Source organism: Klebsiella sp. 2019SCSN059, assembly GCF_021739525.1.
Taxonomy (GTDB): Bacteria; Pseudomonadota; Gammaproteobacteria; order Enterobacterales; family Enterobacteriaceae; genus Klebsiella; species Klebsiella quasipneumoniae.
On record NZ_JAKKOM010000001.1, the window covers coordinates 108,468 to 123,881 of the forward strand.

Here is a 15,414-nt window from a genome sequence, read left to right on the forward strand (position 1 = left end):
GAGACGGCCATGATAAAAATAACGCTTCCTGACGGGCATTATTATGACGAGATGCTGACCGCCCAGGGTGAACAGCGGCCGCACTATAATGCCTGGTGGCAATGGTTTCGCAACACCGATCAATTCTCTATCCGGCAGAAAAAAGCGCAAGCGGAACTGCTCTTTCACCGTATCGGCATCACTTTTAACGTTTACGGCGAGGATGAAGGGACCGAGCGGCTGATCCCGTTTGACAGCGTGCCGCGGATCATCCCCGCCGGGGAGTGGCAGCGCATTGACCGCGGTATACGCCAGCGGGTGAAAGCGCTGAACGCTTTCCTCTATGACATCTATCATGAGCAGAATATCCTGCGTGCGGGGCTGATCCCGGCCGAGCAGGTGCTGGCCAACGAGCAGTACCAGCCGTGCATGCAGGGCATCAACCTGCCAAACAACACCTATGCCCATATCACCGGCGTCGATATGGTGCGCAATAACGACGGTCAGTACTACGTGCTGGAGGATAATCTGCGCACGCCGTCCGGCGTCTCCTACATGCTCGAAAACCGTAAGATGATGATGCGCCTCTATCCGGAGATGTTCGAGCAGCATCACATTGCGCCGGTGGAGCGCTACCCGAGCTACCTCCTGCAGACCCTGCGCGAAAGTTCGCTGGTGGATGATCCCTGCGTCGTGGTGATGACGCCGGGTCGCTTCAACAGCGCCTACTTCGAGCACAGCTTCCTGGCGCAGCAGATGGGGGTTGAGCTGGTGGAGAGCGCCGACCTGTTTATTAAAAACGGCGCGGTGTATATGCGCACCACCGAGGGGCCGCGGCGGGTGGATGTGATTTATCGCCGCATCGATGACGCCTGGCTCGACCCGCTGGCCTTCCGCGCCGATTCGATGCTCGGCGTACCGGGGCTGCTGTCCGTTTATCGCGCCGGCGGCGTGGTGCTGGCCAACGCCATCGGCACCGGGGTGGCCGACGACAAATCGATCTACCCGTACGTCCCGGAGATGATCCGCTTTTACCTCGGCGAACAGCCGATCCTCAGCAATATCCCCACCTGGCAGTGCCGGAAAGCGGAGGACCTGCGCTACGTGCTGAGCAATCTGGAGCTGATGGTGGTCAAGGAGGTCCATGGCGCCGGGGGCTACGGCATGCTGGTCGGCCCGCGTTCCACCAAAGAGGAGCGGGAGGCCTTCCGCCAGCGCCTGCTGGCCAATCCGGCCAACTATATCGCCCAGGACACCCTCGCGCTGTCGACCTGCCCGACCTTCGTTGATGAAGGGCTGTCGCCGCGGCATATCGATTTACGCCCCTACGTACTGTCCGGGCAGGAGATGCGGCTGGTGCCTGGCGGCCTGACCCGCGTGGCGCTGACCGAAGGGTCGCTGGTGGTCAACTCGTCGCAGGGCGGCGGAACCAAGGATACCTGGGTGATGGAGGATGACGCATCATGCTAAGTCGTACGGCGAGTGAACTGTTCTGGATGGCCCGCTATCTTGAGCGGGCGGAGAGCTACGCCCGGGTGCTGGACGTGACCTGGAAATTATCAATGATCCCCCGCCACAGTCAGCAGTCGCGGGATCTGGCGCTGCCGCTGAATTTGTCGATGACCCACGAGCTGTTTCAGGCGCGCCACGCCCGCTTTACCATGAGCAATCTGCTCAACTTTTTTGCCCTCGATGGCAACAACCCCTGCAGTATTTACAGCTGCGTGGAGATGGCGTGGAACAACGCGCACGCGGTGCGCGGCAGTCTGTCGGCCGAAGTGTGGGAGAGCATCAATGCCACCCGCATCGAGCTGCGAACCCTCCGCCAGCAGGGGCTGGGCGAGCTGGGGAGCGACGGCTTTTTCGAGTGGGTGAAAGAGCGGGTGCATCTGTTTCGCGGGGCGGTGATTGGCACGCTGCTTCGCAACGACGCCCTGAGCTTTATCGGTATCGGCACGCTGATCGAGCGTGCGTTCGCCACCACCCAGCTGCTGCTGATTAAGGATCAACAGCTGACCAACGATCCGGACCCGGTGCGCGAATACTACCGGCTGGATACCCTGCTCAATGCGGTCAGCGCCCGCGAAGCTTACAACAGCCTCTACCGCCAGCCGGTCAGTCGCGAAACGGTGATGGAGCTGCTGATCCTGCGTAACGATATTCCACGTTCGCTGCGCGCCAGCATTGCCGACCTGGTGGGCGAACTGGAGAAGATCGCCAACGATCGCTCCTATCAGCCGCTGCGCCTCGCCCATCAGCTCAACGTTGACCTGCGCTTCAGCACCCGTGACGACCTGGCGCAGGCGGACCTGCAGACCACGCTTAACGGACTGCTGGCGAGAATTAACGCCCTGTCCGACAGCATCAGACAAACCTATCTGGAGGCCTTATGAAACTGGTCATCGATCATCTCACCCGCTACGGCTACGATGAAGAAGTGAAGTTTTCCACCCAGTATCTGCGCCTGACGCCGCGCAGCACCGGACGGCAGACCATCACCGCCTGGACGCTGACCCTGCCGGACGGCGCGGCGGTGACCACCACCGACGGCTGGGGCAATGTGCTGCATGTGCTGACGCTGGATAACCCGCACAAAGAGATCACCATCCGCGCCAGCGGGATTGTCGATATCGCCGACGAGGGGGAAGAGACGCGTGATGAAGAGGCCGAGCTGCTGTCGCCGCTGGTTTTTCTGCGCTCTACGCCGCTGACCCGCGCCGATACGGCGATCCGCGAGTTTGCCCAGCGCCTCTATCGTCCCGATGCGGCGGAAGAGAGTTTGAATCAACTGATGGCGGATCTGCTGTTAAGAATGCCATACTCCCCCGGCGCGACCCAGGTGCAGGACTCCGCTGCCGACGCCTTCGCCCGGGCGAAGGGAGTGTGCCAGGATCATACCCATGTTTTTCTCGCCTGCTGCCGGGCGCTGGATATCCCGGCGCGCTACGTCAGCGGCTATGTCTACAGCGATAACGCCCAGCATGTGGCGATGCATGCCTGGGCGGAAGTGTGGCTCGACGGCCGCTGGCTGTCGTTTGATATCACCAATAATACCCGTCGTCTGAATCAGCATCTGCGGCTGGCGACCGGGCTGGATTATCTCGACGCCTGCCCGGTACGGGGCACCCGGTTGGGCGGCGGCGGGGAGATTATGTTAACCAACGCTGAAGTGCGCGAACACAGCCAGCAGGCGCAGCAGCAATAATACGGGAATAACCGCAATGACCTACTGTGTGGCCATGTGCCTGGCGGATGGACTAGTGTTTGCTTCCGACTCCCGCACCAACGCGGGCGTCGACCATATTGCCACTTTTAAAAAGCTGCACGTTTTCCATCAGGAAGGGGAACGGGTGCTGGTGCTGCAATCCGCCGGCAACCTGGCCACCACCCAGAGCGTGATAAGCCTGCTCAGCGCGCGGATCCGTACCCAGCAGGAGCCGAACCTGATGCAGGTAACTTCCCTCTACGACGCCGCCATGCTGATCGGGAAAACGCTGCTGGAGGTGATCCAGCGCGACAGCAGCAACCAGCAAAACTGCAGTAACACCAACTTCAACTGCAACCTGCTGCTTGGCGGCCAGATCGCCGGTGAAACCCATCGTCTGTTCCATATTTATCCGGAGGGTAACTTTATTGAAGCCACCCGCGACACGCCTTATTTCCAGATTGGCGAAAGCAAATACGGCAAGCCGATCATCGATCGGGTGCTGACCATCGATACGCCGCTGGAGCAGGCGATGTGCTGCGCGTTGATCTCCATTGACTCGACGCTGCGCAGTAATCTGTCCGTCGGTCTGCCGCTGGATACGCTGCTCTACCGCAGCGGCAGCCTGAGCAGCGCCGGGCAGCATCGCATCACCGACAGCGATCCCTACTTCAACCGCATCCGCAAGGCGTGGTCGGAAGGGCTGTTGCACACCTTCCGGACCCTGCCGACCTGGACCCCAGCGGAGCGGGAAGAGGAGTAGTCTCTGCGCCGCATCGCCGGCAACGCCGGCGCGAAGGCGGATAAGGCGCCAGCCTCCAGCGGGCAAGAAAGGGGGGTACGTTGCCTGCTGTGGATTGCCGGGCGGCGCTGCGCTAACACCGGCCTCCAGTGACCGGGGATCGACGTTCATCCCGTAGGCCCGGCAAGCTTAGCGCCGCCGGGCGATGGGCCATCATAACCGGATGGCGGTCGCAGCGAACGTCTCCTCTTAACTCATGCCACGGCTGTCAGAATCCCACGCTATTTGCACGCCATCGACCCGTTGCGCCGTGGACGGCATTCTCTGAGTCATGCGGAACGTAAACGCGCTTTTTGGCAAAGCTAAGTAAATTAAATACTTTGTTATTTAACGTGTTATCTCACATCTTCGGAGGGAATGAGGCAACACGGCAAGGTATGGGAAGTGACGGAAAAGAAGACGGCTGTCTATGTGGATGACCAACAGCGCATCCTGATCCGCCAGCTGGCGCGCAGCTGGCTGTGGCGCAGCGAGCTGCCGACCTGGCTGCTGATTGTGACGGTTTACGGCGGCTGGTTTGCCTGCGTGACGAGCTGGCGGACGCTGGGACTGTTTCCGGCCACGCTGCTGCTAATCTGGTTTACCGCCTGGTATATGTCCTTACAGCATGAGCTGATCCATGGGCATCCCACCCGGCTGGCATGGTTCAACCAGCTGCTGGGGACGCTGCCGCTGGCGGTCTGGTATCCCTACGGCGTCTACCGCGACAGCCATCTGGCGCACCATCGCAACCATCTGCTGACGCACCCCGAGGACGACCCCGAATCGTACTATGTGACGGCGGAAAGCTGGCAGCGCTTCTCTGCCTGGCAGCGCCGCCTTATCCACCTGCGCAATACCTTCTGGGGGCGTCTGCTGCTGGCGCCGCTGATGGATATCGTTCACACCCTGCGTAGCGCGCTGCGGGCTTTCCGCGCGGGCGACCGCCGCGCCATTGCCATGTGGAGCCTGCATCTGTTTCTGTTGACGGGTCTGCTGGCCTGGATGGCGGCGCAGGGTTTTTCCCCGCTGTGGTTTGTGCTGGCGGTGAGCTACCCGGCGCTGGCCCTGACCAAAGTGCGCTCTTTTCTCGAACACCGGGCCGCGGATGACCCGCTGGCCCGCTCGGTGATCAACGAGGCCGGGCTCCCCTGGCGGGTGCTGTTCCTCAATCTCAACTACCATGCGGTACATCATGACCTGCCAGGGGTCCCCTGGTACGCTTTACGTCGGCTGTATCTGCATCGCCAGACGGCTTATCTACAGCGTAATCAGGGGTTCCTGGTGCGCGGGTACGGTGAGTGGCGACGCCATTTTAGCCGCCGGGCGGTGGCGGTGAACGCCCATCCAGGCTTTGGCGAACAGGCGCAGGCGGGAGGAGAACATGGCTGAACGTATGACCTTTCCTATGTATGCCATCCACCGACAACAGACCCAGGCCCTGTGGCTGGCGGTGCAGTCGCTGCTGGCTGAACGCGGCGTGAGGGTGGCGGAGGACCCTCCGGCGGCCGATCCCGAGGATCTGCTGGCCCACTGGCGCCAGCCGGGGCTGTTGCTGAGCCAGACCTGTGGCTATCCGCTGGTGACCCAGCTGCCGGAGGTGCAGACGGTGGGCTGCTTCCACTACGCCGCGCCCGGTTGCGAGGGGCGCCGCTACCGCAGCCTGCTGGTGGTTCGCGAAGCGGATAGTCACCGGATGCTGGCGGACTTTTTTGGCCGCCGCGCGGTGTGCAATGCCGAGCACTCGCAGTCTGGCTACAACGTGCTGCGCAAAATGGTCGCGCCGCTCTCCCGGCAGGGGCGATTTTTTTCGGCGGTGGTGTTCAGCGGCAGCCATCGGCAGTCGCTGCGCGAGCTGCAGCAGGAAAACGCCGATATCGCCGCCATCGACTGCGTGACCTACGCTCTGCTGCAGCGCCATCAGCCGCAGGCCCTGGCAGGCCTGGCGGCGATCGGCTGGAGCCCGGCCGCGCCAGGGCTGCCGCTGATCACCGCCGGCGCCACCCCGGCGGCGACGCTGAACAGCCTGCGCGAGGCGCTCCAGCAGCTGGTGAGCGATGCGCGCTATCGTCCCCTGTGCGACGCCTTTCTGATCTGCGGCTATAGCGATATGTCGCGGGAGGCCTATGCTCCGCTGCTGGCGTGGCGGGATGAGGCCGTGGCGCTGGGGGTCAGTCAGTTATAAGGGAGACGGTCCGGTTTACCGTCGTTGGCGAGTCGGCTGCGGTGTACCACCTCCGTGTCAGAGCGAGCAACAGGCGCGTTTAATTAACTGTTTTGAAGATTTGTGATCGGCAACACAAATGACTGCCTGCCAGGCGCCGCAAAAGATAAATTGCCAGAGTTGATTTTAATCAAAGTATGACCGCCTGCGATATGGCGGAAAAGCCGCCCCCTCCGCCGCACAAGAAAAACAAGATTGTGAATTTAATGTTTCTTTGCTGTAAATAATGCCTGCGCCTTTTTCCCGCCCGCCGCCGATAAAATGTGATGCCAAACCGACTTGTCGTTAAATAATGGCGTTGATTACGTCCGCTTTTTATTCTTTACAGCATTAATTTAATTTTCGCCTTTTTTATCGCCCTGACGGCGCGGGTCAAATAGCGTACAAAAAGCGTATTTTTTATCGCCATTTTGCCGTCGATGTTATCGCCATCAATTATTTTTATCCCCGCATTCGGTTACGGCAATAAACGCGCAAACGACGTTCACTATGATCTTAATGCGTTGATTTTAAATGGATTGTTCTGGGTGGAGAATCCTGCTAATCGGCCACGGCGGAGCCTTTGTGAGAGCTCTCACATAACCCGCTAATCGCGATTTGTTACACTTTCCGCCGTCAACAAAGGAATGAAAGTGAGACGTGATGAATACTTTTTCTCTGCCTAAAACTCAGCATCTGGTGGTTTTCCAGGAAGTGATCCGCAGCGGGTCTATCGGGGCCGGAGCAAAAGCGTTAGGACTCACACAGCCGGCGGTCAGTAAAATCATTGGCGACATGGAAAGCTATTTTGGCAGCGAATTAATCGTCCGGCGAAATACCGGCGTCTCGCTCACCGAGGCCGGGCAGGTATTTCTGAACTGGTCAGAAGCGATCACCCGGGAAATGAAAAATATGGTCAATGAAATGAATGCGTTGACCAACAGCACGGTGGTGGATGTCTCCTTTGGTTTTCCCTCGCTGGTGGGGTTTACCTTTATGTCGGAGATGGTGCATCAGTTCAAAATGACCTTCCCCAAGGCGCGGGTATCGATGTATGAGGCGCAGCTCTCTGCCTTCTTGCCGGCGATCCGCGACGGGCGCCTCGACTTCGCCATCGGGACGCTGAGCGATGAGATGAAGCTGCAGGACCTGCACGTCGAGCCGCTGTTTGAGTCTGAGTTTGTGCTGGTGGCGAACCGGGCGCGGATCGGCAACGGCACCGTCCGCCTGGCCTCGCTCCAGCACGAGCAGTGGGTGCTGCCGGAGACCAATATGGGCTACTACAGCGAACTGCTGACCACCCTGCAGCGCAGCGGCATCCGCCGTGAAAATATCGTCAATACCGATTCGGTGGTGACGATCTATAACCTGGTGCTCAATGCCGATTTTTTGACGGTCATTCCCTGCGACATGACCACGCCGTTCGGCTCGAGCCAGTTTGTCACCATCCCCATTAAAGAGGCCTTGCCGGTGGCGCGCTATGCGGCGGTGTGGTCGAAAAATTATCGGCTGAAAACCGCGGCGGCGTCGCTGGTGGAGATGGCGAAACAGTATTCATCGGGGCAGGGCAACCGCCACTGGCAGCCAATAGAAATTGCCTGACTGATATTGATTAAATAATCCAACAACCATCCTCGCTGTTGTCAGCAGGATGACGCCCGGTCATTGACTTTATATTAAGATACAGAGGCCATAATGCATATTACCTACGATCTTCCGGTATCCATTGACGATATTCTCGAAGCGAAGCAACGCCTGGCAGGAAAAATATATAAAACGGGTATGCCGCGGTCGAATTATTTTAGCGAACGCTGTAAGGGTGAAATATTTCTTAAATTCGAAAATATGCAGCGCACGGGTTCATTTAAAATTCGCGGCGCCTTTAATAAGCTCTGCGGCTTAACCGCAGCGGAAAAACGCAAAGGGGTGGTGGCTTGCTCAGCGGGCAACCACGCCCAGGGCGTCTCGCTCTCATGCGCCATGCTCGGCATTGACGGGAAAGTGGTGATGCCGAAAGGGGCGCCGAAATCGAAAGTCGCCGCCACCTGCGATTATTCGGCGGAGGTGGTGCTGCATGGCGATAATTTTAACGATACCCTCGCCAAAGCCAGCGATATTGTTGAACTTGAAGGCCGTATCTTTATTCCCCCCTATGACGATCCCCAGGTTATTGCCGGGCAGGGCACCATCGGTCTCGAAATATTAGAAGATCTGTATGACGTGGATAATGTCATTGTGCCGATTGGCGGCGGGGGCTTAATTGCCGGCATCGCGATTGCGATTAAATCTATTAACCCGACGATCCGCATTATCGGCGTGCAGTCGGAGAATGTTCACGGCATGGCCGCCTCCTGGTACGCCGGAGAGATCACCAGCCATCGCCACGCCGGCACCTTAGCCGATGGCTGCGATGTCGCCCGCCCGGGAAAACTGACCTATGAAATCGCCCGCCAGCTGGTGGATGACATCGTCCTCGTCAGCGAGGACGACATTCGCCAGAGCATGGTCGCCTTAATTCAGCGCAATAAAGTGATCACCGAAGGGGCCGGAGCGTTGGCCTGCGCCGCGTTATTAAGCGGCAAATTAGACAGCTATATCCAGAACCGCAAAACGGTCAGCCTGATTTCCGGCGGCAATATCGATCTCTCGCGGGTATCGCAAATTACCGGTTTTGTTGACGCTTAATTCAATACATAAGTGAGGACAGGATATGAGTACGACTGAGAGCATTGCATCCAGCCAGACAAGCCTTTCGTCCTGGCGTAAATCTGACACCACCTGGACCCTGGGCCTGTTTGGCACCGCCATCGGCGCCGGGGTGCTGTTTTTCCCCATCCGCGCCGGCTTCGGCGGGCTGATCCCGATCCTGGTGATGCTGGTGCTGGCCTATCCCATCGCCTTCTATTGCCACCGGGCGCTGGCGCGGCTGTGCCTGTCGGGGGCTAACCCCTCCGGCAATATCACCGAAACGGTGGAAGAGCATTTTGGCAAAACCGGCGGGGTGGTGATCACCTTTCTGTACTTCTTCGCCATCTGCCCACTGCTGTGGATTTATGGCGTGACGATCACCAATACCTTCATGACCTTCTGGGAGAACCAGCTGCAGATGCCGGCCCTCAACCGCGGAGTGGTGGCGCTGCTCCTGCTGCTGCTGATGGCGTTTGTCATCTGGTTTGGCAAAGACCTGATGGTCAAGGTGATGAGCTATCTGGTGTGGCCGTTTATCGCCAGCCTGGTGGTAATCTCCCTGTCTCTGATCCCTTACTGGAATAGCGCGGTGATTGATCAGGTGAACCTCAGCGATATCGCCTTAACCGGTCACGACGGCATTCTGGTGACAGTGTGGCTGGGCATCTCCATTATGGTGTTCTCCTTTAACTTCTCGCCGATCGTCTCCTCGTTTGTGGTCTCCAAACGCGAAGAGTATGAAGCGCAGTTTGGCCGGGAGTATACCGAACACAAATGCTCGCAGATCATCTCCCGGGCCAGCATGCTGATGGTGGCGGTGGTGATGTTCTTCGCCTTCAGCTGCCTGTTTACCCTCTCGCCGCAGAACATGGCGGACGCCAAGGCGCAGAATATCCCGGTGCTCTCCTATCTGGCGAACCACTTTGCCTCGATGTCGGGCGCCAAATCCACCTTTGCCACCCTGCTGGAGTATGGCGCGTCGATCATCGCCCTGGTGGCCATCTTCAAATCGTTCTTCGGCCACTATCTCGGCACCCTCGAGGGGCTGAACGGTTTGATCCTGCGTTTCGGCTTTAAAGGGGATAAAACCCGGGTCTCCAGCGGCAAGCTCAATACCCTGAGCATGGTGTTCATCATGGGCTCGACCTGGGTGGTGGCCTATGCCAACCCCAATATCCTCGACCTGATTGAGGCCATGGGCGCGCCGATTATCGCCTCGCTGCTGTGCCTGCTGCCGATGTACGCCATTCGTAAAGCGCCTTCGCTGGCCAAATACCGTGGCCGTCTCGATAACCTCTTTGTGACCGCCATTGGTCTGCTGACCATCCTCAATATCGTTTACAAACTGTTCTAATCCGGCTCAGGCCACGCGGAGTACAACATGACTGAATTTCCGGTAGTGCTGGTGATCAACTGCGGCTCGTCGTCGATCAAATTTTCCGTACTGGACGCCGCCAGCTGCGACTGCCTGCTCAACGGCGTAGCCGAGGGCATCAACGCGGACCAGGCGTCTCTCTCGCTCAACGGCGGCGAGCCGGTGGCGCTGGCGCCGCGCGGCTACGAAGGCGCCCTGCAGGCGATTGCCGGGGCATTAGCCCAACGCGATCTTATCGACAGCGTGGCCCTGATTGGCCACCGCGTCGCCCACGGCGGCGACCTCTTCACCGAGTCGGTCATTATCAGCGAGGAGGTTATCGACAATATTCGCCAGGTATCGTCCCTGGCCCCGCTGCATAACTACGCCAGCCTTAGCGGCATCGCCTCGGCGCAGCGGCTGTTCCCGGGGGTCATGCAGGTGGCGGTCTTTGATACCAGCTTTCACCAGACCCTGGCCCCGGAAGCCTTTCTCTATGGCCTGCCGTGGGAGTATTACCAGAACCTCGGGGTACGCCGCTATGGCTTCCACGGAACCTCCCACCGCTATGTCTCCCGGCGCGCCCTGGCGCTGCTCGGGTTGCCGGAGCAGGAGAGCGGCCTGGTGATCGCCCACCTGGGCAATGGCGCCTCGATCTGCGCGGTGCGCAACGGCCGCAGCGTGGACACCTCGATGGGGATGACGCCCCTGGAGGGGCTGATGATGGGCACCCGCAGCGGCGATGTCGACTTCGGCGCCATGGCGTGGATTGCCGCGGAAACCCGGCAGACCCTCAGCGACCTGGAGCGGGTGGCCAACACCGCCTCCGGCCTGCTGGGGATCTCCGGCCTTTCCTCCGACCTGCGGGTACTGGAGCAGGCCTGGCATGAGGGCCATGCCCGCGCCCGCCTGGCGATCAAAACCTTCGTCCATCGCATCGCCCGCCATATCGCCGGCCACGCCGCCGCGCTGCAGCGTCTTGACGGCATTATTTTCACCGGCGGGATTGGCGAAAACTCGGTGCTGATCCGTCGGCTGGTGAGCGAGCGGCTGGCGGTCTTTGGCCTTGAGATGGACGCTGCCCGCAACCAGCAGCCTAATTCGGCCGGCGAGCGCCTGATCTCCGCCGACGGCAGCCGGGTGCGCTGCGCGGTTATCCCCACCAATGAAGAGCGCATGATTGCCCTCGATGCGATCCGCTTAGGCCGGATCCACACCGCGGCGGCGCTGGCCTGATTTTTTTATTCTGTAGAGAGACGATGTTCATGAAAGTAGATATCGACACCCACGACGCACGATACGCCGACGCCTGGCAGGGCTTTCGCGGTACGGCGTGGCAAACGCAGATTAACGTTCGCGACTTTATTCAGCATAACTACACCCCTTACGAGGGCGATGAGTCCTTCCTCGCCGACGCGACGCCGGCCACCACCGCCCTCTGGGAGCAGGTGATGGCCGGGATCCGCGTCGAGAACGCCACCCATGCGCCGGTGGATTTCGACACCAATGTCGCCACCAGCATCACCGCCCACGCGGCGGGCTATATCAACCAGCCGCTGGAAAAGATCGTCGGCCTGCAAACGGACCGGCCGCTGAAGCGCGCCCTGCACCCCTTTGGCGGCATCAATATGATCAAAAGCGCCTTCGAGGCCTATGGCCGCGAAATGGACCCCGATTTTGAGTATCAGTTTACGGCGCTGCGCAAGACCCACAATCAGGGCGTATTTGACGTCTATTCCCCGGATATGCTGCGCTGCCGTAAGTCCGGGGTGCTGACCGGGCTACCGGACGGCTACGGTCGCGGACGGATCATCGGCGATTACCGCCGCGTGGCGCTGTACGGCATTCGCTATCTGGTCCGCGAACGTGAGCTGCAGTTTGCCGACCTGCAGCCGGCCCTTGAACGCGGCGAGGCGCTGGAGTCCACCCTGCGCCTGCGCGAAGAACTGGCCGAACAGCGGCGCGCGCTGCAGCAGATGCAGGAGATGGCGGCCCGTTACGGCTGCGATATCTCCCACCCGGCGCGCACCGCCCGGGAGGCGGTGCAGTGGCTCTACTTCGCCTACCTGGCGGCGGTGAAGTCGCAGAACGGCGGCGCCATGTCGCTGGGACGCACGGCCACCTTCCTCGACATCTATATTGAACGCGATCTGCGCGCCGGTTTACTCAATGAGGAGCAGGCCCAGGAGCTGATTGACCACTTCATCATGAAGATCCGCATGGTGCGTTTCCTGCGTACCCCGGAATTTGACTCGCTGTTCTCCGGGGATCCCATCTGGGCGACGGAAGTCCTGGGCGGTATGGGGCTGGATGGCCGCACCCTGGTCAGTAAAACCACCTTCCGCTATCTGCATACCCTGCACACCATGGGTCCGGCGCCGGAGCCGAACCTGACCGTGCTCTGGTCGCAGGCGCTGCCGGTGGCGTTTAAAAAATACGCCGCCCGGGTCTCTATCGCCACCTCGTCGCTGCAGTATGAGAACGACGATCTGATGCGCAGCGATTTTCACAGCGACGACTACGCCATCGCCTGCTGCGTCAGCCCGATGGTGATCGGCAAGCAGATGCAGTTCTTCGGCGCCCGCGCCAATCTCGCCAAAACGCTGCTCTACGCGATTAACGGCGGGGTGGATGAGAAACTGAAGATCCAGGTGGGGCCGAAAACCGCGCCGCTGCGCGATGAGGTGCTGGACTACGACAGCGTGATGGCCAGCCTCGACCACTTTATGGACTGGCTGGCGGTGCAGTACATCAGCGCGCTGAACATCATCCACTGCATGCATGATAAGTACAGTTACGAAGCGGCGCTGATGGCCCTGCACGACCGTGACGTTTACCGCACGATGGCCTGCGGCATCGCCGGCCTGTCGGTGGCGGCGGATTCGCTGTCGGCGATAAAGTACGCCCGGGTGAAGCCGGTGCGCGACCATCACGGGCTGGCGGTGGACTTTGTCATTGAGGGGGATTATCCGCAATATGGCAACAACGACGATCGCGTCGATGCCATCGCCTGCGACCTGGTGGAGCGCTTTATGCGCAAAATTCAGGCGCTGCCCACCTGGCGCCAGGCGGTGCCGACCCAGTCGATCCTGACCATTACCTCCAACGTGGTGTACGGGCAGAAAACCGGCAGCACGCCGGACGGACGTCGGGCGGGGACGCCGTTCGCCCCGGGGGCCAATCCGATGCATGGCCGCGACCGCAAAGGGGCGGTGGCGTCGCTGACCTCGGTGGCGAAACTGCCGTTTACCTACGCCAAAGATGGCATCTCGTACACCTTCTCCATCGTGCCGGCGGCCCTCGGCAAAGCGCCGTCGGCGCAGGAAAACAACCTGGTGGGGCTGCTGGACGGCTACTTCCATCACGAGGAGACGGTGGAGGGGGGACAGCACCTCAACGTCAATGTACTGAACCGGGAAAAGCTGCTCGATGCGATAGAACATCCGGAGCAGTATCCGAATCTGACGATCCGCGTCTCCGGCTATGCGGTCCGCTTTAACGCGCTAACCCGCGAGCAGCAGCAGGATGTGATCTCGCGAACGTTCACCAGCCAGCTCTGAGCGGCCGCCGGGCCACAGGGGAGCCCTTAACGGGCTCTCCTGTTATCATCTTCACATTACCGCAACAAAATAATCACCACTGTTGATCATATTCGCATTTTTGCACCACGCTGGCGCGCAGCGACCGCTAACTGCATCTATGTTTAGCTCACGGGCCGGTACGGATACCGCGTTGTCCGGCTCGCCACGTGATGGCAACCGATCTCCTGACCTGAAAGGGAATGCGCCCTTGCCGGATGCGGCACGGGTTGTCGTCGCGTGCGCACCGACCGGGGCGTCCGCTCTCCGGCGCGATCTCTCTACCTGGCGGGATTTTTGCTTCTTCCACCCTGGCCGTCTTGGCGCTGCGCCTGCGTCGGTACCACACGGTAAGTGATATTTTCTGCGTCATTCCATGACGCCAGGCTCTAAATCGCTGAGGAATATCCGAATGTCTTTGAAACTGAAAACAATGACGCTTCATGTTGTGATAGCAGGTTGTATGAGCATGGCCTTTTACGCCCAGGCTGACGTGAAGATCGGCGTCGCCGGGCCCTTCACCGGCCCCAACGCCACCTACGGCGCCCAGTACTGGAAGGGGGCCTCGCAGGCGGTGGCTGATATCAATGCCGCCGGCGGCATCAAAGGCGAAAAGATTGTGCTGGTGCAGGGGGATGACGCGTGCGAACCGAAACAGGCGGTAGCGGTGGCCAACCGGCTGGTGGACGAAGCGAAAGTCTCCGCCGTGGTGGGGCACTTTTGCTCTTCCTCAACGATGCCGGCCTCCGAGGTGTATGACGAAGCCGGGATTCTGACCATTACTCCCGGCTCCACCAACCCGCAGATCACCGAGCGCGGCATGAAGGATCTCTTCCGCATGTGCGGCCGCGACGATCAGCAGGGGGCGATTGCCGCCAACTATATGCTGGACGTGCTGAAGGCGAAGAAAATTGCCGTCATTCACGATAAAGACACCTATGGCCAGGGGCTGGCCGATGCCACCCGCGCGGCGCTGGCGAAGCGGGGCACCAAAGAAGTGTTGTACGAAGGCCTCTCCCGCGGTGAAAAAGACTTTAACGCCCTGGTGACCAAGATCGGCGCCCTCAAGCCGGACGTGGTCTATTTTGGCGGCTGCCACCCTGAGGCGGGCCCGCTGGTGCGCCAGATGCGCGAGCAGGGAGTGCAGGCGAAATTCTTCTCCGGCGACTGTATTGTCACCGAGGAGCTGGTGACGGCCGCCGGCGGGCCGCAGTTCACCAACGGCGTGCTGATGACCTTTGGTCAGGACCCGCGCACCCTCCCGGAAGGCAAAGCGGTGATCGAGAAGTTCCGCGCCAGCGGCTTTGAGCCGGAAGGCTATACCCTCTACGCCTATGCCTCTATTCAGGCTATCGCCGCCGCCTGGAACGCCGTCGGCACCGATAACGCCAAAGCCAGCGACTGGCTGAAGAGCCACGACGTCGAGACGGTGATGGGCAAAAAAGGCTGGGATGGCAAAGGCGACCTCAAGGTGTCGGACTATGTGGTCTATCAGTGGGACGACAAGGGCAAATATCACCAGCTCTGATCGGCTACCACCCAGGAACTATCCGTTGTTTTGATTGGCTAATCGTCTCACGACGGCGGTCGACCGGGTACCGATCCCGGCGGCCGTCGGCCTGGCGG

General features: G+C 60.1%; 14 protein-coding genes. 12 read left to right on the forward strand and 2 right to left on the reverse strand.

Annotated elements, in window-relative coordinates; genetic code table 11:
* The first annotated feature begins 9 nt into the window (after nucleotides 1–9).
* The 6 genes from L2I46_RS00605 to L2I46_RS00630 all read left to right on the forward strand — a co-directional run bounded on the left by L2I46_RS00605 (nucleotide 10) and on the right by L2I46_RS00630 (nucleotide 6,150).
* The gene (locus L2I46_RS00605) at nucleotides 10–1,449 is read left to right on the forward strand and encodes a circularly permuted type 2 ATP-grasp protein (RefSeq protein WP_004180417.1); all 1,440 of its coding nucleotides are present in this window, start codon (nucleotides 10–12) and stop codon (nucleotides 1,447–1,449) included.
* A complete protein-coding gene (locus L2I46_RS00610) occupies nucleotides 1,443–2,372 on the forward strand; it encodes an alpha-E domain-containing protein (protein WP_002910835.1) in 930 nt (309 codons plus the stop codon). The genes L2I46_RS00605 and L2I46_RS00610 overlap by 7 nt, the downstream gene beginning before the upstream one ends.
* Entirely contained in the window at nucleotides 2,369–3,184 is an 816-nt protein-coding gene (locus L2I46_RS00615) for a transglutaminase family protein (protein WP_032453344.1), read from the forward strand. Before L2I46_RS00610 ends, L2I46_RS00615 begins: the two co-directional genes overlap by 4 nt.
* 16 nt (nucleotides 3,185–3,200) lie before the next feature.
* Nucleotides 3,201–3,947, forward strand: coding sequence for a proteasome-type protease (locus tag L2I46_RS00620; protein WP_032453343.1), 747 nt, complete (start codon nucleotides 3,201–3,203; stop codon nucleotides 3,945–3,947).
* A gap of 423 nt (nucleotides 3,948–4,370) precedes the next feature.
* A complete protein-coding gene (locus tag L2I46_RS00625) occupies nucleotides 4,371–5,357 on the forward strand; it encodes a fatty acid desaturase (protein ID WP_164481489.1) in 987 nt (328 codons plus the stop codon).
* Nucleotides 5,350–6,150 (forward strand): phosphate/phosphite/phosphonate ABC transporter substrate-binding protein, encoded by an 801-nt coding sequence (locus L2I46_RS00630; RefSeq protein WP_194859638.1) that lies wholly within the window; start codon nucleotides 5,350–5,352, stop codon nucleotides 6,148–6,150. The genes L2I46_RS00625 and L2I46_RS00630 overlap by 8 nt, the downstream gene beginning before the upstream one ends.
* 361 nt (nucleotides 6,151–6,511) lie before the next feature.
* Here L2I46_RS00630 and L2I46_RS00635 read toward each other — a convergent pair whose 3' ends face one another.
* Entirely contained in the window at nucleotides 6,512–6,634 is a 123-nt protein-coding gene (locus tag L2I46_RS00635) for a hypothetical protein (protein ID WP_218811005.1), read from the reverse strand.
* A gap of 197 nt (nucleotides 6,635–6,831) precedes the next feature.
* Here L2I46_RS00635 and tdcA point away from each other — a divergent pair, with 197 nt between their 5' ends.
* The 5 genes from tdcA (at nucleotide 6,832) to pflB (ending at nucleotide 13,770) form a co-directional block, all read left to right on the forward strand.
* On the forward strand, nucleotides 6,832–7,770 hold the full coding sequence (gene tdcA / locus L2I46_RS00640) for a transcriptional regulator TdcA (protein WP_032453338.1): 939 nt from the start codon (nucleotides 6,832–6,834) through the stop codon (nucleotides 7,768–7,770).
* A gap of 93 nt (nucleotides 7,771–7,863) precedes the next feature.
* Nucleotides 7,864–8,853, forward strand: coding sequence for a bifunctional threonine ammonia-lyase/L-serine ammonia-lyase TdcB (gene tdcB, locus L2I46_RS00645; RefSeq protein ID WP_023290189.1), 990 nt, complete (start codon nucleotides 7,864–7,866; stop codon nucleotides 8,851–8,853).
* Between the two features lie 25 nt (nucleotides 8,854–8,878).
* Nucleotides 8,879–10,210 carry a threonine/serine transporter TdcC gene (gene tdcC / locus L2I46_RS00650; RefSeq protein WP_236947461.1) on the forward strand — a complete coding sequence of 444 codons (1,332 nt, stop codon included), beginning with the start codon at nucleotides 8,879–8,881 and terminating at the stop codon, nucleotides 10,208–10,210.
* 27 nt (nucleotides 10,211–10,237) lie between these two features.
* Complete coding sequence (gene tdcD / locus L2I46_RS00655) at nucleotides 10,238–11,446, forward strand: propionate kinase (protein ID WP_032453336.1); 1,209 nt, start codon at nucleotides 10,238–10,240, stop codon at nucleotides 11,444–11,446.
* 29 nt (nucleotides 11,447–11,475) lie between these two features.
* The gene (pflB, locus tag L2I46_RS00660; RefSeq protein ID WP_236947524.1) at nucleotides 11,476–13,770 is read left to right on the forward strand and encodes a formate C-acetyltransferase; all 2,295 of its coding nucleotides are present in this window, start codon (nucleotides 11,476–11,478) and stop codon (nucleotides 13,768–13,770) included.
* A gap of 51 nt (nucleotides 13,771–13,821) precedes the next feature.
* On the opposite strand, the gene L2I46_RS00665 is transcribed toward pflB, so the two are convergent.
* On the reverse strand, nucleotides 13,822–13,968 hold the full coding sequence (locus L2I46_RS00665) for a hypothetical protein (protein ID WP_004225356.1): 147 nt from the start codon (nucleotides 13,966–13,968) through the stop codon (nucleotides 13,822–13,824).
* A 289-nt stretch (nucleotides 13,969–14,257) separates the two neighbouring features.
* Between L2I46_RS00665 and L2I46_RS00670 the strand changes: the two genes are divergently transcribed.
* Nucleotides 14,258–15,316, forward strand: a complete 1,059-nt coding sequence (locus L2I46_RS00670; protein ID WP_075206763.1) for a branched-chain amino acid ABC transporter substrate-binding protein — start codon at nucleotides 14,258–14,260, stop codon at nucleotides 15,314–15,316.
* Nucleotides 15,317–15,414 lie beyond the last annotated feature (98 nt).

Bases quoted from the DNA above. Each gene is read 5' to 3' on its own strand.
- tdcA (WP_032453338.1), top strand. From the start codon at position 6,832: ATGAATACTTTTTCTCTGCCTAAAACTCAGCATCTGGTGGTTTTCCAG.
- tdcD (WP_032453336.1), top strand. From the start codon at position 10,238: ATGACTGAATTTCCGGTAGTGCTGGTGATCAACTGCGGCTCGTCGTCG.
- pflB (WP_236947524.1), top strand. From the start codon at position 11,476: ATGAAAGTAGATATCGACACCCACGACGCACGATACGCCGACGCCTGG.
- L2I46_RS00670 (WP_075206763.1), top strand. From the start codon at position 14,258: ATGGCCTTTTACGCCCAGGCTGACGTGAAGATCGGCGTCGCCGGGCCC.
- L2I46_RS00620 (WP_032453343.1), top strand. From the start codon at position 3,201: ATGACCTACTGTGTGGCCATGTGCCTGGCGGATGGACTAGTGTTTGCT.
- tdcC (WP_236947461.1), top strand. From the start codon at position 8,879: ATGAGTACGACTGAGAGCATTGCATCCAGCCAGACAAGCCTTTCGTCC.
- L2I46_RS00605 (WP_004180417.1), top strand. From the start codon at position 10: ATGATAAAAATAACGCTTCCTGACGGGCATTATTATGACGAGATGCTG.
- L2I46_RS00630 (WP_194859638.1), top strand. From the start codon at position 5,350: ATGGCTGAACGTATGACCTTTCCTATGTATGCCATCCACCGACAACAG.
- tdcB (WP_023290189.1), top strand. From the start codon at position 7,864: ATGCATATTACCTACGATCTTCCGGTATCCATTGACGATATTCTCGAA.
- L2I46_RS00610 (WP_002910835.1), top strand. From the start codon at position 1,443: ATGCTAAGTCGTACGGCGAGTGAACTGTTCTGGATGGCCCGCTATCTT.
- L2I46_RS00615 (WP_032453344.1), top strand. From the start codon at position 2,369: ATGAAACTGGTCATCGATCATCTCACCCGCTACGGCTACGATGAAGAA.